Source organism: Sphaerisporangium album (genome assembly GCF_003323745.1).
In the GTDB taxonomy this organism is placed as follows: Bacteria; Actinomycetota; Actinomycetes; order Streptosporangiales; family Streptosporangiaceae; genus Sphaerisporangium; species Sphaerisporangium album.
This window is the reverse complement of the sequence record NZ_QOIL01000031.1, coordinates 74,432-99,987: the sequence shown is the minus strand read 5'-3', so window position 1 is coordinate 99,987 and position 25,556 is coordinate 74,432. Positions and strand designations below refer to the sequence as shown.

General features: G+C 74.4%; 9 protein-coding genes. 7 read left to right on the top strand and 2 right to left on the bottom strand.

The features are described from left to right. Window positions 1-679: 679 nt before the first annotated feature. The 7 genes from DQ384_RS37180 to DQ384_RS37150 all read left to right on the top strand — a co-directional run bounded on the left by DQ384_RS37180 (window position 680) and on the right by DQ384_RS37150 (window position 8,926). The gene (locus tag DQ384_RS37180) at window positions 680-1,552 is read left to right on the top strand and encodes a LysR substrate-binding domain-containing protein (protein WP_114033568.1); all 873 of its coding nucleotides are present in this window, start codon (window positions 680-682) and stop codon (window positions 1,550-1,552) included. Window positions 1,553-2,097: 545 nt separating this feature from the next. Beyond that, a complete protein-coding gene (locus tag DQ384_RS37175) occupies window positions 2,098-3,816 on the top strand; it encodes an ABC transporter substrate-binding protein (RefSeq protein ID WP_114033567.1) in 1,719 nt (572 codons plus the stop codon). A gap of 43 nt (window positions 3,817-3,859) precedes the next feature. Beyond that, the gene (locus DQ384_RS37170) at window positions 3,860-4,798 is read left to right on the top strand and encodes an ABC transporter permease (protein WP_114033566.1); all 939 of its coding nucleotides are present in this window, start codon (window positions 3,860-3,862) and stop codon (window positions 4,796-4,798) included. Further along, window positions 4,795-5,673, top strand: coding sequence for an ABC transporter permease (locus DQ384_RS37165; protein ID WP_220183342.1), 879 nt, complete (start codon window positions 4,795-4,797; stop codon window positions 5,671-5,673). The genes DQ384_RS37170 and DQ384_RS37165 overlap by 4 nt, the downstream gene beginning before the upstream one ends. After that, a complete protein-coding gene (locus DQ384_RS37160) occupies window positions 5,670-7,592 on the top strand; it encodes a dipeptide ABC transporter ATP-binding protein (protein WP_181871625.1) in 1,923 nt (640 codons plus the stop codon). The genes DQ384_RS37165 and DQ384_RS37160 overlap by 4 nt, the downstream gene beginning before the upstream one ends. Beyond that, window positions 7,589-8,383, top strand: a complete 795-nt coding sequence (locus DQ384_RS37155; protein ID WP_114033565.1) for an SDR family NAD(P)-dependent oxidoreductase — start codon at window positions 7,589-7,591, stop codon at window positions 8,381-8,383. The genes DQ384_RS37160 and DQ384_RS37155 overlap by 4 nt, the downstream gene beginning before the upstream one ends. Window positions 8,384-8,491: 108 nt before the next feature. Next, window positions 8,492-8,926, top strand: a complete 435-nt coding sequence (locus DQ384_RS37150; RefSeq protein WP_114033564.1) for an ester cyclase — start codon at window positions 8,492-8,494, stop codon at window positions 8,924-8,926. A gap of 78 nt (window positions 8,927-9,004) precedes the next feature. Here DQ384_RS37150 and DQ384_RS37145 read toward each other — a convergent pair whose 3' ends face one another. Together DQ384_RS37145 and DQ384_RS43425 are read right to left on the bottom strand one after the other, a co-directional pair. Further along, window positions 9,005-15,940 carry a type I polyketide synthase gene (locus DQ384_RS37145; protein WP_114033563.1) on the bottom strand — a complete coding sequence of 2,312 codons (6,936 nt, stop codon included), beginning with the start codon at window positions 15,938-15,940 and terminating at the stop codon, window positions 9,005-9,007. Between the two features lies 1 nt (window position 15,941). Next, the gene (locus DQ384_RS43425) at window positions 15,942-25,460 is read right to left on the bottom strand and encodes a type I polyketide synthase (protein ID WP_114033562.1); all 9,519 of its coding nucleotides are present in this window, start codon (window positions 25,458-25,460) and stop codon (window positions 15,942-15,944) included. Window positions 25,461-25,556 lie beyond the last annotated feature (96 nt).

The window sequence follows — 25,556 nt, the reverse complement described above, 5'->3', positions numbered from 1 at the left end:
CGTCGGTGACGTTGCCGGCGCCGTAGACGTCGGCGTGGCTGCTTTCGGTGGCGGGTTTGCCGGCGGCGAGGTTGGGGCCGGCCGCCGTGGCGGGCAGGCCCGGCCCGAACAGCACGAGCAGGCCGGAAGCGAGCATGGCCGCGACCAGCCGTAACACCGGGTGCTTTTTACTCATTACGGTCTCTATCTCTCGTCAGGGACGAAAAGGTGCGGCGGGTGGCCCGGCCGCGGGGGGTGCTGATCTCAACGCAGAGGACGGAAAGCGCTGGGAGAGGCCGCTCGGAGGCGGCGACCGTCCGCGCAATGCCGTAGCCGACATCACCTGGAGCCTCCATGGGGGGATGGGGGCGGGGCGGGTGCACGGACGCGGTGCGCTCCAGCCAGAACTTGCGGAGAATAGAGAGAGATATAACAGCGGTTTGCGCGATTCTTGCAGGGCGTTGGCCAAAGGTTACATACGTGCTACGGCTGCGTCAACGGGTGGAAAAGTCACGTTTCGCCCAGCATTCGCGTCTCCTGCCGGGGAGTCGAGCCCCCTCGGCGCGCGTTGCTCTCGCGGAGGGCTGTCAGGAAAATCGGTCGGGCCGGAGAGTGGGCGGCGGACGTCCCGAAAGGCCTCACTACGAGCCTACCCCACATTTTAGGTAGAAATAGTGGGTTTTTCGGCTACCATGCAGGCATGGCCGCCCTCTTGGATCTCGTCCAGTTGCGCACGTTCGTGACCATCGCCGACAGCGGGGGCTTCGGACGGGCCGCCGCCGTCCTGCGGACCAGCCAGCCCACCGTCAGCCAGCACGTCCGCGCCCTGGAGCGCGTCGTCGGCCGCCCGCTCGTCGAGCGCACCGGCCGGCTCACCCGGTTCACCGCCGCGGGGGAGACCCTCCTCGCGGAGGCGCGCCGCCTGCTCGCCGCGCACGACGAGGCGATGGGCCGCCTCGGCGTCGAGCGGCCCGCCACGCTCACCGTCGGCGCCACCGGTGACGCCGCCGACCACGTGCTCCCCGACCTCCTCACCGAGCTGCGCGGGGCCTTCCCCCGCCACGACATGGTCTTCCGCCTGGACCGCACGACCGAGCTCGCCGAGGCCACCGCGCGCGGCGCCCTGGACATGGCGCTGATCCTCGGCGCCTCCACCGTGCCCGGGGTGGAGGTCGGCGCGCTGCCGCTGCGCTGGTTCGCCGCGCCCGGGTGGTCCCCGCCGATCGCGGGACGGCACTTCCGCCTCGTCGCCTTCCAGGAGCCCTGCGCGCTGCGGCAGCAGGCCCTGAGGGCGCTCGAAGGCGAGGGCCTGGTGGTCACCGTCCCGGCCGAGGCGACCAACCTGGACGGCGTCCTCGCGGGCGTGCGCGCCGGGCTGGGCATCGCGCTGCTGCCCTCCTCCGGCACGGCGCCTCCCGGGCTCGAAGAGGTGACGTGCCTGCCGCCGCAGGGGCCGGTGGCCGTGCGCCTCGCCCGCCGCCGGGGGCTGGACCCGAGGATCGAGGAGACGGCCGCCGCCGTCCTGCGCAAGTTCTTCGCCTCGCTCGTCCCCGAGCACGCCGCGCTGGCCTGAGCGTCCTCAAGTCACGGCCGGCCCGCCGGCGCGTCCGGAATGAGCGCCGGCGCGGCTTCCGGCGCGTCCCATGGCATCACATATTCAAATGGCAATACATCGGGAAATTGAATTACCGCCGATCGGCGGGTCAAAAGAACGGTGAATCCCGCAAATGCGCGGAAAGTTCCGTTGACTGGTGTCGTTCATTATGGTGTGATCCGTTCATGGCCTTTGAATATCGCCGCACAGGGTCCCCGGCCGTGCCGGCGTGAACCGGCGCGGGCCCGGGTGAACCAGGCCCCGCGCCTCCCGTCGTCGCGCGGAACAGCCCGTGCCCTGGTGCCCCCGGCCTGCGCGGGGGCGTGACCACGGGGGCTTCCGGCCGTCCCGGCGGGGCAGGGCGGGAATTCGGGGGAATTCAAGCCGATAACAGTCGGCGGCATCTCGCCATGCCGTCGTAGCGTCATGCTCCATCGCGTCCCGGCGTCCCTGCGGCGCCGAGACGCCGCGAGGCGATCGCACCTTTCGCCCGCCCGCCCCACCGCGACAGAAACGGCCGTTCCATGTCATCGACGGAAACCCCGGAAACCCGCACCGGAGAAAAGCCCCCCAGAAGCCGCGGACGGCTGCGCTCGCGCCGCCCGGCGGTCCTCGTCGTCCTCCTCGTGGCCGCCGTCGCGGCCGCCATCGCGGTGATCGCCCTGCGCGGCGGCGCCGATCCAGGGACGAAGGCGGCGAAGGGGGCGCCCGCCGCAGGCCCGGTCTCCGGCGGCACGCTGCGCTACGCCGTCGCGGGCACCCAGGTCTCGCTCGACCCCGCCGTGGCGGCCACCGCGGTCACCGGGCTGATCGACCGCAACATCTTCGACTCGCTGGTGTTCCAGACCGGGCCCGACACGTTCGCCCCGTGGCTCGCCGAGCAGTGGACGGTCTCGGCCGACGGCAAGACCTACACCTTCACCCTGCGCGAGGGCGTCAAGTTCCACGACGGCACCCCGCTCACCGCCGACGCCGTCAAGGCGTCCCTCGACCACGTGGTGGACCCCAAGACCAAGTCGGCGTACGCCGCTTCGCTGATCGCCCCGTACAAGGAGGCGCGGGCGGTGAGCGACCTGGTGGTCGAGGTCACGCTGTCGCGGCCGTTCACCCCGTTCCTGCAGGCGCTGTCGGTCCCGTACCTGGGCGTCCAGAGCCCGGCCGCGCTCGCGAAGCCGGTCGAGCAGTACGAACCGGTCGGCACCGGGCCGTTCTCGTTCGTCTCCTGGGAGAAGGACAAGCGCGTCACCCTGCGGAAGTACGCCGGGTACGCCTCCCCGCGGGCCGGGGCCGCCAACCAGGGCGCCGCGTACCTCGACGGGCTGGTGTTCGAGTTCGTCTCCGAGGACGCCACCCGCTACGGCGCGCTGACCAGCGGCCAGGTGCAGGCCATCGCCGGTGTGCCGCCCGTGGACGCGCGCACGCTGAAGTCGCTGCCCGGCTTCGGGCTCACGGCCACCGAGACGCCCGGCCTCAACTACAACCTCTACCTCAACCAGACCCGCGGCCCGCTGCGCGACGTGCGGGTCCGTCGCGCGCTGTCGGCGTCCGTCAACGTCGGGGAACTCGTCCAGAACATCTACTTCGGCTACTACAAGGCCGTGCGCAACCCGCTCAGCGCGGCCACCGCCGGGTACGACGCCTCCGCCGAGCGGTCGCTCGCCTCCTACGATCCCGCCCAGGCCGCGCGGCTGCTCGACGAGGCCGGGTGGAAGCTCGGGCCGGACGGCTATCGCGTCAAGGACGGCAAGGTGCTCTCGCTGACCTGGCCGTACTGGGCGGAGGGCAACAAGGAGCAGCGCGACGTCCTCGCCGAGGGCATCCAGGCGCAGGCCAAGCTCACCGGCATCAAGATCGAGCGCCCGGCCGTCGACACCGGCGCGTTCGTCAGCAAATACCTCATCGGCGGCGAGTACGACCTGGTGGACGTGAGCTTCGCCCGGCCGACGCCCGACGTGCTGCGCTTCGCCTTCGCCTCCGGCAACACCTACGAGAAGGCCGGCGGCAACGTCGCGCTGGTGAACTCGCCGGAGATCGACCGCTGGGTGGAGGAGGCCGCCGAGACCTCCGACCCCGCGACCGCCGCCCGCGACTACGCCGCCGTCCAGCGCGAGGTCCTGGACAAGGCGTACGTGCTGCCGCTCTACACCCCTGTCGCGCTCACCGGACTGTCCGGAAAGGTCAAGGGTGTCACCTTCGACACGCAGACCTACCCCGAGTTCCACGACGCCTGGCTGAAGGCCTGACCCCGATGCCCGCCCTGGCCCGTCATCGCCGCGCGGGTGGCCCATGCCGCCCCTAGCCCGCTGGCTGCTGCGCAGGTCGGCCCAGATCGCGCTCGTCCTGTGGGGCGCGGCGACGCTTGCCTTCCTCGGCATGCGGCTCGTCCCCGGCGACCCCGCCCGCGCCATCGCGGGCGGCGTCCAGGCCAGCGCGACCCCGGCCGTACTGGACGCGATCCGCGCCCAGTACGGCCTGGACCGGCCCCTGCCCGTCCAGTACGCGATCTTCCTGGGACGGCTGCTGCGCGGCGACCTGGGGCGGTCGTACCAGCTCAACCAGGCCGTCGGCAGCGTGATCACCGAACAGCTGGGGGCCACCGTCGCGCTCGCCATCGGGGCCATGGTCCTCGGCCTCACGCTGGCGACGGTCCTCGGCCTGCTCACCGCCGGGCGGCCCCGCGCCCGCGCCCTCGCCCGCGCCTTCGAGTTCTGCTCGATCTCCACGCCCGGCTTCTGGATCGGCACCCTGCTGCTCGGCGCGTTCTCCTTCCACCTGCACTGGTTCCCCGTCCTCGGCGAGGACGGCCTCGCCGGGCTCGTGCTGCCCTGGCTCACCCTGACCCTGTCCATCGCCGGGGTGCTGTCCCAGGTCACCCGCGAGGGGGTCGAGCACGCGCTGGAACAGCCGTTCGCCCTCACCGCCCGCTCCCGGGGCGCCACCGAGAACCGCGTCCGCCTGCGCCACGCCCTGCGCCACGCGGCCCTGCCGGTGCTCACCCTCTCCGGATGGGCCCTCGGCGAACTGCTCGGCGGCGTCGTCGTCGTGGAGACGGTCTTCGCCCGCCAGGGCATCGGGCAGGTCGTCGTGTCGGCCGTCCAGGGCCGCGACCTGCCCGTCGTCACGGGGGTGGTCCTCCTCGCCGCGGTGACGTTCGCCCTCATCAACACCGGCCTGGACCTGCTGTACCGGCTCGTGGACCCGCGGATGCGGCAGGTGGCGCTGTGACCGCGCCCATCACCGCGCCCGTGACGGGCGGCATGACCCCGGACCCAGCCCCGGGCGGGGTGCGCGACCGGACGGTTCGGCCCGTCGTCCTCCTGGCGGGGGCGTTCTTCGTGCTGGTCTGTGCCGCCGCCCTGGCCCCCGGGCTGTTCGCGGGCGACCCCAACGCGGTGGACCCCGCCGTCGCGTTGCGCCCGCCCGGCCACGGCCACCCGTTCGGCACCGACCAGCTCGGCCGCGACGTCCTCGCCCGCGTCGTGCACGGGGCCCGCTCGTCCCTGCTGGTCGGCCTCGGGTCCACGGTGCTCGCGGGCCTCGCCGGCTCGGCGTGGGGGCTGCTGTCCGCGCTCGGCGGCCGGGTCGTGGACGAGACGGCCATGCGGGTCGCCGACGTCCTGCTGTCGTTCCCCAACGTGCTGATGGCGCTGCTCGTCGTCGCCGTGCTCGGCCCGGGGACGGTCAACGTCACGGTGGCGATCACCATCTCCCTCGCCCCCGGGTTCGCCCGCGTCGTCCGCGTGCGCGCCGTCGTCGTCCGCGACTCGGCCTACGTGCGCGCCGCCGTCAACCTGGGCGTGAGCAGGGGACGCGTCGTGTTCCGGCACATCGCCCCCAACGTGCTCGCGCCGCTGCTCGTCCTCGCCACCGTGAACGCCGGCACCGCGATCATCGCGGGCGCGTCGCTCAGCTTCCTCGGCCTCGGTCCCAAGCCGCCCGACCCGGAATGGGGTTCGATGCTCGCCCAGGCCCGCGCCTACCTCGACGCCGGATGGACCCTCGCCCTGTTCCCCGGAGCCGCCATCACCCTCACCGTCATGTCGGTCACCGTCCTCGGCCGGGCCCTGCGCGACCACTACGAAGGCCGTGACCCCCGATGACCGAATCCACCCGGACCCACGCCCCCGAAGCCTCGCATCCTGACGTGCCGGAGGCCGCGCACGCGCCGCCGCTGGTCGAGATCGCCGGTCTGTCCGTGGACTTCGCCACCCGTCACGGGGTCGTGCGCGCCGTCCGCGACGTCGATCTGACGCTGCGGGCGGGGCAGTGCCTGGCGCTGGTGGGCGAGTCCGGCTCGGGCAAGAGCGTCACGGCCCGCACCCTGATCGGCCTCGCGGGGGAGGGCGCCACGGTCCGCGCCGGCACGCTCGCCTTCGAGGGACGCGACCTGCTGCGGCTGGGGGGCCGCGAATGGCGCCGCCTGCGCGGCCGTCGCATCGGATACGTCCTGCAGGACGCGCTCGGCTCGCTCGACCCCCTGCGCCGGGTGGGGGACGAGGTCGCAGAGCCGCTGGAGGTGCACGGCCTCGCCACCCGCGACGACCTGGAGGACCGGGTGATCGGGCTGCTGGCCGACGCCGGCATCCCCGACCCCGAGGAGCGGCTGCTCCAGTACCCCCACGAGCTGTCCGGCGGCCTGCGGCAGCGCGCGCTGATCGCCTCGGCCATCGCCGCGCGTCCGTCCCTGCTCATCGCCGACGAGCCGACCACCGCCCTCGACGTCACCGTCCAGGCCCAGGTCCTCGACCTGCTCAGGCAGATGAAGGACGCCGGCACCGCGCTGCTGCTCATCAGCCACGACCTCGCGGTGGTGGCGCGCATGGCCGACCACATCGCCGTCATGCGGGCCGGCCAGGTGGTCGAGCAGGGCCCGGCCACCCACGTGCTCACCCAGCCCGAACACCCGCACACCGCCGCCCTGCTCGCGGCCGTCCCCAGCCTGGACGCGGGGCCGCGGACGGCGACGACGCTCGCGGCTCCCGTCGCCCGCGCCGGGACCGTCCTCGCGGAGGCCGCCGGTTCCGGGACCGGGCCGCTCCTCGTGGACCCCGCCGTGTCGAAGACGGGGCCGCGTTCCCCGGGGGCCGCAGCGGGCGGCGCGGTGGACGTCGTGCAGGTCCGGGCGGTGACCAAGACGTTCCGCTCCCTCGACGGCCGCAGGCGCACGGCGGTGGACGACGTGTCGTTCACGCTCGCGGCCGGGGAGGCGCTGGGGCTGGTCGGGGAGTCGGGGTCGGGGAAGAGCACCACGGCCCGTCTCGTCCTCGCCGAGTTCGAGCCCGACGCCGGGTCCGTCCTGCTCGACGGCGAGCCGTGGAGCGGCCCGCGCGAGCGGGACCGCCGCGCCCGCCGGTCGCGGATCCAGCTCGTCGACCAGGATCCGCTCGGCTCCTTCGACCCGCGTTTCACCGTCGAACAGGTCATCGCCGAAGCCCTCGGACCAGGCGCGCCCGTGAACGGGTCCGAGGGCGGACGGCCGGAGGCGCCGGGCTCCGGCGTGCGCGGGGGCCGTCCGTTCGGTTCGGGCGCGGGCGCGCGGCGGGAGCGGGTCGTCGAGCTGCTCGCGGCGGTGGGGCTGGACGCGGGGTTCCTCGTGCGCGGACCCGCCCGGCTCTCCGGCGGGCAGCGGCAGCGCGTGGCCATCGCCCGCGCGCTCGCCCCCGGGCCCGAGGTGCTGGTCTGCGACGAGCCCGTGTCCGCGCTGGACGTGACCGTGCAGGCGCAGATCCTCGCCCTGCTGGCCCGGCTGCGGCGCGAGGCCGGGCTGTCCCTGCTGTTCATCTCGCACGACCTCGGCGTGGTCCGCCAGGTCTGCGACCGGGTGGCGGTCATGAAGGACGGCGCGATCGTGGAGATCGGCGAGGTGGACGCCGTGTTCCGCGCGCCGCGCCACCCGTACACCGCCGCCCTCCTCGCCGCCGTCCCGCGCCTGGACACGGCCTGGCACGACACCGCGCGCCCGCTCAACGGCCCGGCCACCGAACCAGCCACCGACCGCGACACGAAAGGCATCAGATGACCTCGAACACCGTCGAGCCCGGATCCTCGGAACCGTCCCGCGCGGTCGTCGTGACGGGCGCCGCCTCCGGGATCGGCCGGGCCACCGTCGAGTTGTTCGCCCAGCGCGGCACCGGCGTCGTCGCGGTCGACCACGACGAGGCCGGGCTGAAGGCCTTCGCCGGGGACGAGCGGATCGTGACCCTCGCGGGCGACGTGTCGTCCGAGGACGCCAACCGGGCGGCGGTCGCGCTGGCCCTCGAACGGTTCGGCAGGCTGGACGGCGCGGTGCTCAACGCCGGCATCGGCGGAACGCTGCCGCTGGAGCACCCCGGCGCGCTGGAGGCGGCCGAGCGCATCCTGTCGGTCAACCTGCGCGGGCCGATCCTCGGCATCCGGACGGCCGCGCCCGCGTTGCGCGCGTCCGGGGGCGGGTCCATCGTCGTGACCGCGTCGGTCGCCGGGATTCGGGCGGACCCGGGCAACTGGGCGTACAACGCCTCCAAGGGCGCGCTGCTCAACCTGGTGAGGGCGGCGTCGCTGGACTACGCCGTGCAGGGCATCCGCGTCAACGCGCTCGCGCCCGGACTGACCCGCACGCGCATCACGGCCGGGGTCCACGAGAACCCGGCCCTGCTGTCCCTGATCGCGAGGAACATCCCGCTCCAGCGGTTCGCGGAGCCGCGCGAGCAGGCCGAGGCGGTCTGGTTCCTGATCTCCCCGGCCGCGTCCTACATCACCGGCACCGCGCTGGTGGTCGACGGTGGCCTCGACGCCAGCCTCGGCCTGCTCCCCCTTCCCGAAGCCCGCTGACCGGGCCCCTCCCGAACCTCCGCACTTCCGGGAGACGCGCTGCTCAGGTGCGGTAGCCGCGCTGACCTGCGACTTCCCCGGCCTTTACGACACCGAAAGGACCATGCCATGACAACGGCGGACATCACCGGCGCGGCCACCACGGAGATCAACAAGGCGGTGGCGCGGCGCTTCTACGAGGAGGTCATCACCCAAGGGAAGCTGGAGGTGCTCGACGAGATCATCGCCGAGGACGGCCGCGACACCGCCGTCCCCGCCGGAGGAACCGCCGGCCCGGCCGGCTTCGTCGAGCACATCACGTGGCTGCGCGGCGCCGTGGAGGGCGTGACCGCCACGGTCACCGACACCGTCGCCGAGGACGACCGGGTCGTCGTCTACTGGACCATCGAGGGCGTGCAGCGCGGCGTGGTCTTCGGCGCCCCGCCGAGCGGCCGTCGCTTCTCCGGCGTGAGCATCAGCACCATCCGCTTCCGCGAGGGCCGCATCGTCGAGTACGCCGTCCTGCCCGACCGCCTCGGCATCCTCTCCCAGCTCACCGCCTGACCTCCCGAACACGCGCGGACGGCCCGCCCCCGAAGGAGCGGGCCGTCGTGCGTCCGGCCGGCGGGCGTCATCGGCAGGTCATGGCTCCAGCGTCTCGACCCAGGCTCTGACGGCCTTGGCGGTGCCGTCGGCGTGCTCCTCCAGGGTGGTGAAGTGGTCGCCGGGGATGTCCACGGCCTCGTGCGGGACCGGCCAGTACGCGCGCCAGTCGTGGACGCCGGTCGGGTCCACGGTCGTGCCGCGCAGGGGCTCGCGGGCCCGCAGCAGCAGGATCGGCGCCTCGATCGGCCCGGGCCGCCAGCCCACGAAGTGCCGGTTGTAGAGGCCCATCGCGGTCAGCCGGTCGTCGTGGACGTCCAGCGCGAAGCGGTCGATGCGGTCCAGCATGCCGCCGATCATGGCCCGCTGCCACCAGTCGAAACCCTCCCTGACGGCCGCGTCGATCGGATAGCTGTCGATCAGCGCGAGCCCCGCCGGGACGAGCCCCTCCTCCTCCAGCGCCGAGGCCACCGCGTGCGCCACGCAGCCGCCCATCGAACGCCCCACGATCACGAACGGCCGGTCCCCGACGCACGCGCGCAGGCCCTCCACGTTCATCCGGACCAGCGTCTCCAGCGAGTCCGGCAGCGCCTCGTCCTCGCCCTCGGTGAACCCCGGCGACGGGACGACGTGCAGCTCCCGGTCCCCGCGGAACGACTGCCCGAACCGGGAGTACTCGTGCGGCCCCGAGATCGCGCTCAGCGCGGGGAAGCAGACCAGCACGACCCGCCCGGGGCCGGAGGCGAGCTGTATGGACGGGCGGACGTACCGCGCGCGGTCGGCCTCCGCGAACGTGGGCCGCACGTGCGACGCGGCGATCAGGAGCCGCGCGGCCTCGTTGTGCTTGCCGGTGTCGTGCATGCGCCGGTGCAGCGCGGCCAGGCCGCCGCCCGCCGGCCGCTCGCCCGTCCGGGCCGGGGACGCCGGGGCGGCCGGACTCGCCGCGCCCCCGATGTCCCCGATCTGGCGGGCGAGCAGGCCCGCGATGGCCTGCGGGGTCGGGTGGTCGAAGGTCAGCGTGGCCGGGAGTCGCAGGCCGGTGACCGCGTTCAGCCGGTTGCGCAGCTCGACGGACGTCAGCGAGTCCAGGCCCAGCTCGATCAGCGCCCGGTCCCCGGGGATCGTCGCCGGGGTCGGGTGCCCCAGCACGGCCCCGGCCTCGGTGCGTACCAGGTCGAGCAGCACGGCCTCGCGCTCGGTCTCTTCGGCCTCGGCCAGTCGCGCGGCCAGGGCGGACGCGCCGCCCGCCGCGCCGCCCGCACCCGCCGAGCGCCGCCCGGCCCGGACCAGGCCGCGCAGCACCGCGGGCACGGCCGCCCCTTCCCTACGCGGGGACAGGTCGATCGCCGCGGGGACGGGCACGGGGTCCGTCCCCGGGCCGAGGACGACGGCGTCGAAGAGGGCCAGGGCGCGGGAGGTGGTGAGCGGGCGCAGGCCCGCGGCGCGGATGCGCTGCTGGTCCGTTTCGGTGAGGGAGGCCGTGATCGCGCTCGTCTGTCCCCAGATACCCCATTGGAGGCTCTGGACGCGCGCGGTGTGGGGAAGGCGGGCCAGGGCGTCCTGGAAGGCGTTGGCGGCGTTGTAGTTGGCCTGGCCGGCGCCGCCGAACGTCGCGGAGACGGAGGAGTAGAAGACGAGGGCCTTCAGCGTCGGATGTCCCCGCGTCAGGCGGTGCAGGTTGTGGGCGCCGTCCACCTTCGGGGCGAGAACGGCGTGCAGGTTCTCGGGGGTGAGCGTGTGGACGGTCGCGTCCTGCGTCGTCGCGGCCGTGTGGACGATCGCCGTGAGCGGGTGCTCGGGCGGGACGCCGTCCAGCAGGGCGGCCGTGGAGTCGGGGTCGGTGAGGTCGGCGGCCCGGATGGCGACGGTCGCGCCGAGACCGGTCAGCTCGCCGGCGATGTCCCGGGCGCCGGGAGCCTCGGGTCCCCGGCGGCTGACCAGGACGAGATGGCGGGCGTGGCCTTCGGTGACCAGATGCCTGGCCAGGTGGGCGGCCAAGGTCCCGAGCCCGCCGGTGATCAGGACCGTCCCCTCGGGATCCCACGCGCCGGCGGTCTCCTGGGGTGCGGCGGTCTCGTGGGGTGCGGTGGTCACCTGAAGCGCGGCGGTCTTCTGGGGCGCGCTGACTTCCTGGGGTGCGGCGACCTCCTGAAGTGCGGCGGCCTCCCCGCGTGCGAGGCTCTCCGTAGGGTCGGACGCCTCCGGGTCCGGGGTTTCCGTTCGGCCGGGAGGCTCCGCGCGCAGGAGGCGGGGCAGGTGGGCGGCGCCGTCGCGGATCGCCGCCTGTGGTTCGTCGGCGGCCAGGGCGGCGGTCACCACGGCGGGCAGGGCGGCGGCCGAGGACGGACGGTCGTCCAGGTCGACCAGGAGCACGCGGCCGGGCTCCTCGGTCTGCGCCGAGCGCACCAGGCCCCACACCGCCGCGGACGCCGGGTCGGGGACCTCGCCCGGCTCGACCGCGACGGAGTTCCTCGTCACCACGACCAGGCGCGCGGCAGGCCACCCCGTCCCGGCGAACCACTGCTGGAGCACCTCGAGGACGTGCTCCGCGCGCACGTGCGCCGCCCGCGCGGGGTCCGGGTCCGCCTCTCCGGCACGGTCCGCGCCGGAGGCCGTCGGCTCCCGGGCCGGATCGCCCGCGTTCGAGGAGACAAGGGGTAGGACGACCAGGTCCGGGGCGGGTTCGCCGGCTTCCAGGGCGTCGGCCAGTGCGGTCAGGCCGGGGAACGGCGTCGACGTGGCGCCCGCGGCGCGCAGCGCGTCGTGCGGGGCCGAGTCCCCGCCGAGCACGGCCCAGGCGTGGCGCCTGGGGGCGGCCGGCGCCAGGCCGGTCCATCCGAGCCGGAACAGCGCGTCGTCCTGTCCCGAGGACGGCCGGCGGAGCTGCCCGGCCGTGACCAGGCGCGCGAGCAGCGCGTCGATCTCGACCACGGGCGCGCCCGTGGGGTCGGCGGCCTGCAAGGTGAGGGAGTCGAGGCCCGCCATGACGACGCGGACGCGCAGCGCGGTGGCCCCGGTCGCGTGGACGCGGACGCCGTTCCACGCGAACGGCAGCCGGTTGGCGCCCTCGGGGACGTCGGCGAGTCCGCGCAGCGCGGGCAGATGCACGGCCGCGTCCAGCAGCGCCGGGTGCACGCCGAACCGCGCCGCCTCCGCGTGGTGGCTCTCGGGCAGCTCCACCTCGGTGAACAGCTCGTCGCCGCGCTGCCACGCCGCCCGCAACCCCTGGAACGCCGGCCCGTACCGCAGACCGGCGCGGTGGAGCGTCGGATAGGCGTCGTCCAGGTTCACGGGGGTGGCGCCCCGCGGCGGCCACACCGAGAAGTCGAAGCCGGGGGCGGGCCGGTCCGGGGTCAGCACGGCGGTCGCGTGCCTGGCCCACTCGCCGTCGCCCACGGCCGGGGATGCGTCATGCGGGCGGGAGTGGACGCCCACCCGGCGCCGTCCGTCCTCCTCCGGGCCGACGACCACCTGCACGTGCACGGCCTCACCGCGCCGCAGCACCAGCGGCGCCTCGACGATGAGCTCTTCGATGGCGTCGAGCCCCACCTCGTCCCCCGCGCGCAGGGCCAGTTCGGCGAAGCCGGTCCCTGGGAAGATCACGGTGTCCAGGACGGCGTGGTCGGCCAGCCAGGGGTGGGTGGCGAGGGACAGGCGTCCCGTGAGCAGCACCCCGTCCCCGTCCGCCAGGGTCGTCGCTGCGCCCAGCAAGGGGTGGTCGACGGTGCCGAGCCCCAGCCCGGACGCGTCCCGCCTGCCCAGCGGCGACGCCTCCACCCAGAAGCGTTCGTGCTGGAAGGCGTAGGTGGGCAGTTCGACCCGCTTCGCACCCGGGGGAAGGGCCGGGGCCCAGTCGACGGGCACCCCGTGGGTGTGGGCGGTGGCGAGGGCCGTGAGCATAGCGGCGGCGTCCGGGCGGCCACGCCGCAGGACGGGGACGGCGGTGGCGTCGGCCGGGGCCTGCCCGTCGGTTTCGTGGCCGGTCGGCAGGTTCTGGTGGACCAGCGGGGTGAGGGTCGCGTCGGAGCCGATCTCCAGGTAGACGGTGTGGTCGCCGGCGGCCCGCGTGTGCTCGTGGACGGCCCGCACGGCCTGCTGGAAGCGGACGGGGTTGCGCAGGTGGCGGGCCCAGTGGTCGGCGGCCGGGGCGTGGGTGAGCGGGGTGCCGGTCAGGTCGGATATGTACGGAATGGCGGGGGCACTTGCGGTGATGCCGGATATTTCCGTCTGGAAGCGGTCGAGGATCTCGTCCAGGTGGTGCGAATGGAAGGCGTGGCTGACCGTCAGCCGCTTGGCCTTGCGTCCCAGGTCCGTGAAGTGGGCGGTGAGGGCTTCGACCGCATCGGGGTCGCCGGAGACGACGGTGGAGGTGGGTGCGTTGAGGGCGGCGACGGAGATCTGCGTGTCCAGCCCGTGCTCGGCGATGGCGGCCTGGGTCTCCTCCTGGGTGGCCTGGAGGGCGGTCATCGCGCCGGGCCGGGTGACGGAGTTCAGCGCGATGGCCCGGGTGGCGACCAGGCGGGCGGCGTCGGGGAGGGTCAGGATGCCGGCGGTGTGCGCGGCGGTGATGGCGCCGACGGAGTGGCCGGTGACGATGTCCGGGCTGACGCCGAACGAGGCGAGCAGGCGGACGAGTGCTGCCTGCACGGCGAACAGCGCGGGCTGGGTGTAGAGCGTCCGGTCCACCAGAGCGGCCTCGCCCTGCCCGTTCCCGCGCGGAGCCGCGTCACCGGGGGCGTTGAGAGGGGCCTCGCCCTGTCCGTTCCCGCGTAGAGCCGCGTCGCCTATGGCGTTCGCGGCGAGAGCCGTTTCGTCCGGGGTGCCGCTCGGATCGGCGCCCGCGCGGCCGGCCGGTGGTGCGGCGCCGGGTCCAGGACGTCCGACGTCCGGTACGGGGCGGCGGCCGAGCGGTTCCGCGTCCGGTTCCGTCGCGAGGCCGAGTCGGCGCGCCGGGTCCGCGCCGAGGATGACGTCGATCAGGGGGCGGGTGGTGTGGCCCGTGAGGTGGGTGTCGAGCTGGGCGGCGATGTCGTCCAGGGCTTCGGCGTAGGCGGGGTGGGTCTCGTAGAGTTCGCGCGTCATGCCCGCGTACTGGCTGCCCTGGCCGCTGAAGACGAACGCGACCTGCGGCTTCTCGGCGGCCGTGCCGGTGGCGGTCCCCTGGGCCGGGCGGCCTCCGGCCAGGCTTCGCAGGGCTTCCGGCAGGTCGCCGGGGCCGCTGACGAGGACGGCGCGGTGGTCCATTGTCGTCCGGGTGGTGGTCAGCGACAGCGCGACGTCGGCCGGGGCCGCTTCGGGGTGGGCTTCCAGATGGGCCGCGAGCTTGGCCGCCTGCCCGCGCAGGGCGGCCTCCGACCGCGCCGACAGCACGAACGGCAGTACCCCGGCCGTTCCACCGCGCGGTACCCCGGCCGTCGCCTCTTGCGGTACCCCGGCCGTCGCCTCGCGCAGCACTGCGGCCGTCCCCTTCGCCTCGCGCAGCACTCCTGCCGTTCCCTCGCCTGAGACCGCGGCCGGCCGCGCGCCGGACTCGCTGGTCGCGGCTTCTGACGCGGAGGCGGCGGACCGCGAGGCCAGGGGCCCGTTGGTGTCCGGGGCCTGTTCGATGATCACGTGGGCGTTCGTTCCCGAGACGCCGAAGGCGGAGATGGCGGCTCGGCGGGGGTGGGTGGTCTCCGGCCAGGGGGTGGTGTCGGTGAGGAGGCGGACGGATCCGGCCGACCAGTCGACGTGCGGGGTGGGCCGGTCGATGTGCAGGGTCTTGGGCAGGGTGGCGTGGTGCAGGGCCTGGACCAGCTTCACGATGCCGGCCGCCCCCGCCGCGGACTGGCTGTGCCCGATGTTCGACTTGAGCGAGCCGATGAGCAGCGGCCGGTCGGCGGGCCGGTCGTGTCCGTAGGTGGCGATGATGGCCTGGGCTTCGATGGGGTCGCCGAGGGTGGTGCCGGTGCCGTGGGCTTCGACGGCGTCCACGTCTCCGGGGCGCAGGCCGGCGTTGGCGAGGGCGGCGTGGATGACGCGCTGCTGGGCTGGGCCGTTGGGTGCGGTGAGTCCGTTGGAGGCGCCGTCCTGGTTGATGGCGGTTCCTCGGATGATGGCGTGGATGGGGTGGTTGTTGCGTTGGGCGTCGGTGAGGCGTTCGAGGAGGAGGAGTGCGGCGCCTTCGGCCCATCCGGTGCCGTCGGCGGCTGCGGCGAAGGCTTTGCAGCGTCCGTCGGGGGCCAGGCCGCGCTGCCGGGAGAACTCCACGAACGCCGTCGGGCTCGCCATCACCGCGACCCCGCCCGCGAGCGCCAGGTCCGTCTCGCCGCTCCGCAGTGACTGCACGGCGAGGTGCAACGCGACCAGGGAGGAGGAGCAGGCGGTGTCGATGGTGACCGCCGGTCCCTCGAAGCCGAACGTGTACGCGATGCGGCCCGAGACGACGCTGCCGAGGTTGCCGATGGCGAGGTACCCCTCCAGGTCCTTGGGCACCTCGTCCAGCCGGGCGCTGTAGTCGCGGTCGGCGATCCCCGCGTACACGCCCGTCCTGCTGCCGTGGAGTGTGGTGGGGTCGATGGCGGCGCGTTCGAGGGTTTCCCAGGCGAGTTCGAGCAGGATGCGTTGCTGGGGGTCGCTGGCGAGTGCTTCGCGGTGGCTGATGCCGAAGAATGTGGCGTCGAATCCGGCGATGTCGTGCAGGAAGCCGCCGTTGCGGGTGTAGCTGGTGTGGGGGTGGTCGGGGTCGGGGTGGTAGAGGGTGTCCAGGTCCCAGCCGCGGTCTGTGGGGAATTCGCCGACGGCGTCTTGGCCGTCAAGGAGGAGGTTCCACAGGTCTTCGGGGGTGGTGACGCCGCCGGGCAGGCGGCAGGCCATCCCCACGATCGCGATCGGCTCCCGCGACCGGGCCTCCACCTCGCGCAGGCGCTTCTCGACCCGCTTCGTCTCGGCGATCGATCGCTTGAGGTACTCGCGCAGCTTCTCGTCGTTGGACATGTCAGCTCCTGTCCAGCAGGTCGAACAGTTCGTCGTCGGTGGCGGAGTCGAGGTCGAGCTCGTCGTCCGGGTCCTGCCGGTCGTCCGGCCCGGCGGACGCGGCCTCCAGGGCGGAGACCAGGCGCCGCAGCCGCGAGATGATCTCCCCCTGGTCGAGGGACGCGGGAACGGGGTCGGACGCCGGCCCGGTCCGCGACCCGACCCCGTTCGCGGAGCCCGGTCCGGTCCCGTGGTGGTCCCCGGACCCGGCTCCGGCCCCCTCGTCGTTCTCGGACGCGGATCCCGGCCCCTCGCCGTTCGCGGTTCCCGGTCCGGTCCACTGGTCCTGGACGGTCGTGAGGGCCGCCTCCAGCCGGGCCAGCGTCGCCAGCGCGTCGGCGGGGCCGACGTGCTCCGCCGTCGGCTCCGCGGGGAGGGACGACAGGATGTGCCCGGCGACCGCGGCGGGGGTCGGGTAGTCGAAGATCAACGTGGCGGGCAGGGGGAGGCCGGTGGCGGCGCGGAGGCGGTTGCGCAGGTCGACCGCCGTCAGCGAGTCCAGCCCCAGCTCGCGGAACGCCTTCGCCGTGCCCACCGCGCCGGGGTCGGCGTGCCGCAGCACCGCCGCGACCTCGCCCCGGACCAGCTCGAGCACGACCTCGCGGCGCTCGGCGGCGTCCAGCCCGGCCAGCCGCCGGACGACCGTCGGCGCGGCCTCGGCAGGGGAGCCGGTGTCGGCGGACGGGCTCGCGAGCCCCGCGGACGCCACCGGCGAGCGCGCCGCGTCCAGCCAGTAGCGCGACCGCTGGAACGCGTAAGTGGGCAGCTCCACCCGCCGGGGAGAGGTTCCGGCGAGCGCCGCCGTCCAGTCCACCGCCACGCCCCGCACGAACGCCGAGGCCAGCGACACCAGGAAGCGGTCCAGGCCGCCCTCGTCCCTGCGGAGGGTGCCGGTGACCACGGCGGGCGGGCCGCCGAGCGCGTCCAGGGTCTCGTCCACCCCGGCGGTGAGCACCGGGTGCGGGCTGACCTCGATGAACGCGGTGTGACCCTGCTCGGCCAGCGCCCGCGTGGCCTGCTCGAACCGCACGGTCCGCCGCAGGTTCGCGTACCAGTAGGCGCCGTCGAGCGTGGCCGTGTCGATCCAGTCGCCGGTGGTCGTGGACAGCATCGGCACGGCCCCCGCGCGCGGCCGGACGGGCGCGAGCGCCTTGGCCAGGTCGTCGCGGATGAGCTCCACCTGGGGGGAGTGCGAGGCGTAGTCGACGGGGACGCGGCGGTTGCGCACGCCCTCGGCGTCCAGTTCGGCGAGCAGCTCCTCCAGCGCGGGCACCTCGCCGGACACGACCACGCCACGCGGGCCGTTGACCACGCCCACCGACAGCCGCCCCTCCCACCGCGCGAGCCGCTTCTCGGCCTCGGCGGCGGGCAGCGAGACCGACGCCATGCCCCCGTGCCCGGCCAGCGCCAGGATCGCCCGGCTGCGCAGCGCCACCACCCGCGCGCCGTCCCGGAGCGACAGCCCTCCGGCCACCACGGCGGCGGCGATCTCCCCCTGGGAGTGCCCCACCACCGCGTCGGGACGGACGCCGTGCGCCCGCCACAGCTCGGCCAGCGCGACCATCACCGCCCACAGCACCGGCTGCACGACGTCCACCCGCTCCAGGCCGGGAGCCCCGGGCACGCCTCGGACGACGTCCAGCGGCGACCAGTCGACGAACTCCGCCAGCGCGGCGGCGCACTCGGCGAAGCGGGCGGCGAACACGGGGGAAGCGTCCAGCAGGCCCGCCGCCATGCCCGCCCACTGCCCGCCCTGGCCGGGGAAGACGAAGACCACCTTGCCGGTGGCGTCCGCCGTGCCGCGCACGACCGTGTCCGGCAGGGCGCCGTCGGAGGCCAGGGCCCGCAGGCCGGCGAGCAGGTCGTCGCGGTCCCGTCCGACCACCACGGCGCGCTCGGCGAGCGTGGCCCGCGTGGTGATCAGGGAGTGGGCGACGTCCACGGGGTCGAGGTCCTCGCGGGACTCGGCGAACGTGGCCAGCCCCACCACCTGCCCGCGCAGCCCCTGCGGAACATGGCCGGACACCACCCACGGGACCACGGGCGAGGCCGCCCGGCCTCCCGAGCCCACATCGGAGGCGGCCGCGGGCGCGGGGTCGCGGGGAGGCGCGGGCGGGGGCGGGTCCGTGACGCCGGATGGGGGCTCTTCGAGGATCACGTGGGCGTTCGTGCCGCTCACCCCGAAGGACGAGACCCCTGCCCGCTTCGGACGGCCCGTCTCCGGCCACGGCCTGGCCTCGGTGAGCAGCCGGACCGCCCCCCTCGACCAGTCCACGTGCGGCGTCGGCGCGTCGACGTGCAACGTCTTCGGCAGCACCCCGCCGCGCATCGCCATCACCATCTTGATGACGCCCGCGCCGCCCGCCGCCGCCTGGGTGTGCGCGATGTTCGACTTCAGCGAGCCGAGCCACAGCGGCCGGCCGGCGGGACGGTCCTGCCCGTAGGAGTCCAGCAGTGCCTGCGCCTCGATGGGGTCGCCCAGGGTGGTGCCCGTGCCGTGGCCCTCCACGACGTCGACGTCCCCGGCGGCGACGCCCGCGTTGGCCAGCGCCTGCCGGATCACCCGCTGCTGGGACGGCCCGTTGGGCGCGGTCAGCCCGTTGGACGCGCCGTCCTGGTTCACGGCCGAGCCGCGCACGACCGCCAGCACCCGGTGGCCGTTGCGCCGCGCGTCCGACAGGCGTTCCAGCAGCAGAAGGCTCAGCCCCTCGCCCCAGCCCGTCCCGTCGGCGGAGGCCGCGAACGCCTTGCACCGTCCGTCCACCGAGAGCCCGCGCTGGCGCGAGAACTCCACGAACGTCGTCGGCGAGGCCATCACCGCGACGCCGCCCGCCAGGGCCAGGTCCGACTCGCCCGTCCGCAGCGACTGGGCCGCCAGGTGCAGCGCGACCAGCGAGGACGAGCACGCCGTGTCGACCGTGACGGCCGGGCCCTCCAGCCCGAAGGTGTACGCCACGCGCCCGCTGGCGACGCTGCCCGCGCTGCCGTTGCCGAGGTACCCCTCAAGGCCCTCCGGCGCCTCCTGCAGGCGGGGCGCGTAGTCGTGGTACATCATCCCGGCGAACACCCCGGTACGGCTGCCGCGCAGCGACAGCGGGTCGATGCCGGCGCGCTCGAACACCTCCCAGGTCGCCTCCAGCAGGAGCCGCTGCTGCGGATCGGTGGCCAGCGCCTCGCGCGGGGAGATGCCGAACAGGGCCGCGTCGAAGTCGGCGACGTCGCGCAGGAAGCCGCCGTGGCGGGTGTACGACCTGCCGGGCCGGTCCGGGTCCGGGTCGTACAGCTCGGCCACGTCCCAGCCGCGGTCCTCGGGGAACTCCGACACCGCGTCGCCGCCCTCGGCGACCAGCCGCCACAGCGCCTCCGGCGAGTCCAGCCCGCCCGGCAGGCGGCACGCCATCCCGATGATCACGATCGGGTCGCCGGCCGACGTGGACGGTGCCGTGACCTGGCGGACGGCCGGGGGCGTGGGCCGTCCGGCGGCGCCGTCCACGCGCGAGGCGAGGTACGCGGTGATCGCCTTCGGCGTGGGATGGTCGAACGTCAGCGTCGCCGGCAGCCGCAGCCCGGTGGCGCCGTTCAGGCGGTTGCGCAGCTCCACCGAGCTGAGCGAGTCCAGCCCGAGCTCGACCAGCGGCCGGTCGGGCGGGATCGTCGCCGGGCTGGGATGCCCCAGCACCGCGCCGGCCTCCGCGCGGACCACGTCCAGCAGCGCCGTCTCCCTTTCCGCCTCGCCTAGGCCGGCCAGCCGGGCCACCAGGGACGATGGCGCGCCCTCCCGGGGCACGCCGGACGCCGTCGCGCGGGTGGCCGGGACCAGCGCCCGCAGCACCGGGGCGACCGGACGGCGTCCGGCGCGGAGCGCGGCGAGGTCGAACGGGGCGGGCGTCACCACGGGACCGCGTCCGGGTCCGAACACGACGGCGTCGAAGAGGGCGAGGGCGTGCGCGGTCGCGAGCGGGCGCAGGCCGGTGTCGGCGATCCGCCGGTGGTCGGTCCGGGTGAGCGTGGCGGTGATGGCGCTGGTCTGCTCCCACAGCCCCCACTGGAGGCTCAGGACGCGCGCGGAGTGCGGGTGGTGGGCCAGGGCGTCCTGGTAGGCGTTCCCGGCGGCGTAGTTGGCCTGACCGGCGGTGCCGAGCGCGGCGGCGACGGACGAGTAGTAGAGAAGGGTTCTGAGGGTCGGATGGCCCTGCGTCAGACGGTGCAGGTTGTCCGCGCCGTCGACCTTGGGGGCCAGCACGGCGTGCAGCCGGTCGGCGGTGAGCGTGTGGACCGGGGCGTCCTCCGTCGTGCCCGCCGTGTGGACGATCGCGGTCAGCGGATGCTCCGGCGGGACGCCGCGCAGCAGGTCCACGACCGCCCGGGGGTCGGCGACGTCGGCCGCCCGCACGGTGACGGCGGTACCCAGGGCGGTGAGCTCCTCAACGATCTCGGCCGCCCCGGGGGTCTCTGGTCCCTGACGGCTCGCGAGAACGAGATGCCGGACGCCGCGCCGCGCGACCAGGTGCCGGGCCAGGTGCGTGGCCAGCGTCCCCAGCCCCCCGGTGATCAGCACCGTCCCCTCGGGATCCCAGGTGTGCCCGACGTCCCCGGAGGCCGCCGGGGCGCCCGCAGGAGCGAGCGAGTGGCTGGCGGGGTCGGGGAAGAGGGGGGAAGGCTGGGGCGGGGGGTTGGTGACGTCGGGGGAGGAGATCGCGGGGTCGAGCGGGCGGTCCGTGGAGGTGGACTCGTGGTCGGGGAAGAAGGGGGAAGGCTGGGGCGGGGGGTTGGTGACCCCGGGGAAGGAGGTCGCGGGGTCGAGCGGGCGGTTCAAGGGGGTGGACTCGTCCGCGCGGAGCAGGCGGTACAGGTACGTCTTTCCCGCCCGTACCGCCACCTGCGGCTCCCCGGCGGCCGACGCGTCCGCGATCACCGCCGATAGCGCGGCCACCGAGTCGGGGGAGCCGGTGCCGTCGCGGGTACCGGTCGCCGCGCCCGGGGCGTGCGTGGCTTCGCCGGTACGGTCGGCCGCGTCGCGATTCAGCCCGAGTTCTTTGTCCAGACCGGCGTGCGTGTCGAGTTGGGTGTGGGGTTCAGTGTCGAGTTGGGTGTCGAGTTGGGTGTCGAGGTCGAGCAGGAGGACGCGGCCGGGGTGTTCGGTCTGGGCCGAGCGGACGAGGCCCCAGATCGGTGCCGAAGCCAGGTCGGGAACCTCGCCGGGCCGAGCCGCGACCGCGTTCCTCGTCACCACCACGAGCCTGGACGACTCCGGACGGTCGGTGGCGAGCCATCGCCGAAGCACGTCGAGCACCCGCTCGACTCTGGCGTGCGCGGCCGGGACGGGGTCGTCCTCAGGTGCGGCGGAATCCCCCGTCAGGTCGAGGAGGACCAGGTCCGCGGCCGGCCACCCGGTCTCACGGACACCTGCCCCTGCGTGCCCGAGACCTGCCCCCGCGTCACCGAGACCCGTCGTCGCCTCCGGGGCCGGGTTCTCGCCGTAGGACGTCTGCCCGTCGAGCTTCGTCCAGGTCAGGCCGGGCGTCGTCCACGTCGCGGGGCCTGCCCCGGTGGCGGGGACGTGTTCCACCCATGCGGGCTGGAAGAGCGCGTCACGGTGTGCTGGGGTTGCGGGACGCAATTGTTGCGCGGTGACCGGCCTGAGCAACAGCGAGCCGATCTCCACGACCGGGGCGCCCGTCGGGTCGGACGCGTGCAGGGTCAGCGACTCCGAGCCCGCCATCGCCACGCGGACGCGCAGCGCGGCGGCCCCCGTGGCGTGCAGGCGGAGGTCGTTCCAGGCGAACGGCAGGCGGGTGTGCCCGGGCGGGAGGTCGTCCAGGCCGGCCAGCGCGGCGACGTGCAGGGCGGCGTCCAGCAGCGCCGGGTGGATCCCGTAGCCCTCGGGTTCCTGACCGGACGGCAGCGCGACCTCCGCGAACAGCTCCTCGTCCCGCCGCCAGGCGGCCACCAGCCCCTGGAACGCCGGCCCGTACTCCAGGCCCGCCGCACGTAGCCGCTCGTAGGCCGTGGACACCTCCAGCGGGAGGCTCCCCTCGGGCGGCCAGGCCGCGAGTTCCCCGGCCGCGCGGCCTTCGGCCCCTTCGCCCGTGCTGCTCGCCCTGGCCATCCCGCCTGTCGCGCCGGCCCTCGTGAGCACGCCGTGGGCGTGCCGGACCCACTCGTCGCCGGAGCCCGCCTCGGCGGGACGCGAGTAGATCTCGACGGAGCGCCGCCCGGACCCCGCGGCGCCCAGGATCACCTGGAGGTGGACGTCGCCCGAGAGGACCAGCGGCGTCTCCACGACGAGTTCCTCGACGGCGTCGAGCCCCGCCTCGTCGCCCGCGCGGACGGCCAGCTCGGCGAAGCCCGTTCCGGGGAAGACCACCGCGCCCTGGACGGTGTGGTCGGCGGACCAGGACAGGGCGGAGGGAGACAGGCGTCCGGTGAGGAGTACCCCGTCCCCGTCCGCGAGCGTCACCGTGGCCGCCAGCAGGGGATGACCGGCCGTCCCCAGCCCCAGCCCTGACGGGTCGGTGGCGATCGTGTCGGGCCGCATCCAGAAGCGTTCGTGCTGGAAGGCGTAGGTGGGGAGCTGGACGCGTTCGGCGTCCGGGGGGAGTGCGGGGGTCCAGTCGGCGGGGGCGGTGTGGGTGTGGGCGGTGGCGATGGCGGTGAGCAGGGTGGTGGTGTCGCGCCGGTCGCGCCGCAGGACGGGGACGGCGGTGACGGGCGCGGAGGTGTCGGCGGGGTTCGGACTGGTCAGGGACTGGTGGACCAGCGGGGTGAGGGTCGCGTCCGGGCCGATCTCCAGGTATGTGGCGTGGTCACCGTCCTCGCGGGTGTGTTCCTCGATCGCCTGGACCGCGTCCTGGAAGCGGACCGGGTTGCGCAGGTGGCGGGCCCAGTGGTCGGGGGAGGGGGCGTGGGTCAGCTGGGTGCCGGTCAGGTCGGAGATGTACGGAATGGTCGGTGGCTTGGGGGTGATGTCGGAGATGGCCGCCCGGAAGTGGTCGAGGATCGGGTCCAGGTGGTGGGAGTGGAAGGCGTGGCTGACGGTCAGCCGCTTGGTCTTGCGTCCCAGCTCCGCGAAGTGGGTGGTGAGGGTCTCCACGGCGCCGGGGTCGCCGGAGACGACGGTGGAGGTGGGGGCGTTCAGCGCGGCGACGGAGATCTGGCCGGTGAGGTGGTGTTCGGCGATGGCCGCCCGGGTTTCCTCATGCGTGGCTTGGAGGGCCGTCATGGCGCCCTGCCGGGTGACGGAGTTCAGGGTGATGGCGCGGGTGGCGACGAGGCGGGCGGCGTCGGGGAGGGTGAGGATCCCGGCGGTGTGGGCGGCGGAGATGGCGCCCACCGAGTGCCCGGTGACGATGTCGGGGGCGATGCCGAAGGAGGCGAGCAGGCGTACCAGCGCGGTCTGGACGGCGAACAGGGCGGGCTGGGTGTAGAGCGTCCGGTCGACCAGGGCCGCCTCGCCGTCAGCCGACCGGAGGTCGGCGTCCGGCTTGGTCTGACGGCCGAGGATGACGTCGATCAGGGGGCCCGCGGTGTGGCCGTCGAGGTGGGTGTCCAGATGGGCCGCGATGTCGTTCAGGGCCGCCGCGTAGGCCGGGTACGTGTCGTACAGTTCGCGGGTCATGCCCGCGTACTGGCTGCCCTGGCCGCTGAACACGAAGGCGATCCGCGCGTTCGGTGAGGCGGTCCCGGTGACGAGGCCCGGTATCGAACGGCCGTCCGCCAGGGCGCGTAATCCTTGGTGCAGTTCTTCAAGGCCGCCGATGACGACGGCACGGTGCTCCAGCGCCGCTCGGGTGGTGGCCAGCGAGAACGCCAGGTCGCCCGCGTCCACGCCCGGGTCGCCGGCGTTCAGGCCGGGAGCGTCGCCGTTCAGGCCGGGGCGGGCGGCGAGATGCGCCGCGAGCTTGCCCGCCTGCCCCCGTAACCCCTGCTCGGACCGCGCGGACAGCAAGAACGGCAGTGCCTCCGCACCCGTCCGCGTGGACGGACGGGAGGGCGGCGCCTCCGTGCCCGTGCTCCCCGGCTCGGTGAGGGCGCGGCTCCGCCCGGGAACCGCCGGCCGGTGCCGTCCGCCGCCGTCCTGCTCCTCGGTCGGCGTGGGGGCGGGGGCCTGTTCGAGGATCACGTGGGCGTTGGTTCCGGAGACGCCGAAGGCGGAGATGGCGGCTCGGCGGGGGTGGGTGGTCTCCGGCCAGGGGGTGGTGTCGGTGAGGAGGCGGACCGATCCGGCCGGCCAGGCGACGTGGGGGGTGGGCCGGTCGATGTGCAGGGTTTTCGGGAGGGTGGCGTGGTGCAGGGCCTGGACGAGTTTGACGATGCCGGCGGCTCCGGCGGCGGCCTGGGCGTGGCCGATGTTGGATTTGAGTGAGCCGAGCCACAGCGGCCGGTCGGCGGGGCGGTCGTGTCCGTAGGTGGCGATGATGGCCTGGGCTTCGATGGGGTCGCCGAGGGTGGTGCCGGTGCCGTGCGCCTCCACGACGTCCACGTCCCGGGCCGTGACACCCGCGTTGGCCAGCGCCTCGCGGATCACCCGCTGCTGTGACGGCCCGTTGGGTGCGGTGAGTCCGTTGGAGGCGCCGTCCTGGTTGATGGCGGTGCCGCGGATGACGGCGAGGATGGGGTGGTTGTCGCGTTGGGCGTCGGTGAGGCGTTGGAGGAGGAGGAGTGCGGCGCCTTCTGCCCATCCGGTGCCGTCGGCGGCGGCGGCGAAGGCTTTGCAGCGTCCGTCGGGGGCGAGGCCGCGCTGCCGCGAGAACTCCACGAACGTCGCGGGCGACGACATGACGGTCACGCCCCCGGCCAGCGCGAGGTCCGTCTCGCCGCTCCGCAGTGACTGGACGGCGAGGTGGAGGGCGACCAGGGAGGAGGAGCAGGCGGTGTCGACGGTGACCGCCGGTCCCTCGAAGCCGAACGTGTAGGCGATGCGCCCCGAGAGCACGCTGCCCGCCGTCCCGGTGATCAGGTATCCCTCGACGGCCTCGGGCGGGCGTCCGGCTCCGGTCGCGTAGTCCTGCCCGTTGGTGCCGGTGAAGACGCCGGTGCGGGTCCCGTGGAGTGTGGTGGGGTCGATGGCGGCGCGTTCGAGGGTTTCCCAGGCGAGTTCGAGCAGGATGCGTTGCTGGGGGTCGCTGGCGAGTGCTTCGCGGTGGCTGATGCCGAAGAAGGTGGCGTCGAATCCGGCGATGTCGTGTAGGAAGCCGCCGTTGCGGGTGTAGCTGGTGTGGGGGTGGTCGGGGTCGGGGTGGTAGAGGGTGTCCAGGTCCCAGCCTCGGTCTGTGGGGAACTCGCCGACGGCGTCGCGGCCGTCAAGGAGGAGGTTCCACAGGTCTTCGGGGGTGGTGACGCCGCCGGGCAGGCGGCAGGCCATCCCCACGATCGCGATCGGCTCGCGCTGCCCGTCTCGTACGTCCCGCAGTTCCTCACGCGTCTTGTGCAGTTCCTGGGTCACACGTCGCAGAAGGTGCCGGATCTGGTCGTCACTCACGAATCTGCCTTCCGGGGCGCGGGGTCTGGTTCGGTGAAGAGGTGTGGTCGAGGATTCGCGGGGAGGTCAGGGGAGCCCGAGGGAGTCCGGTGTCCG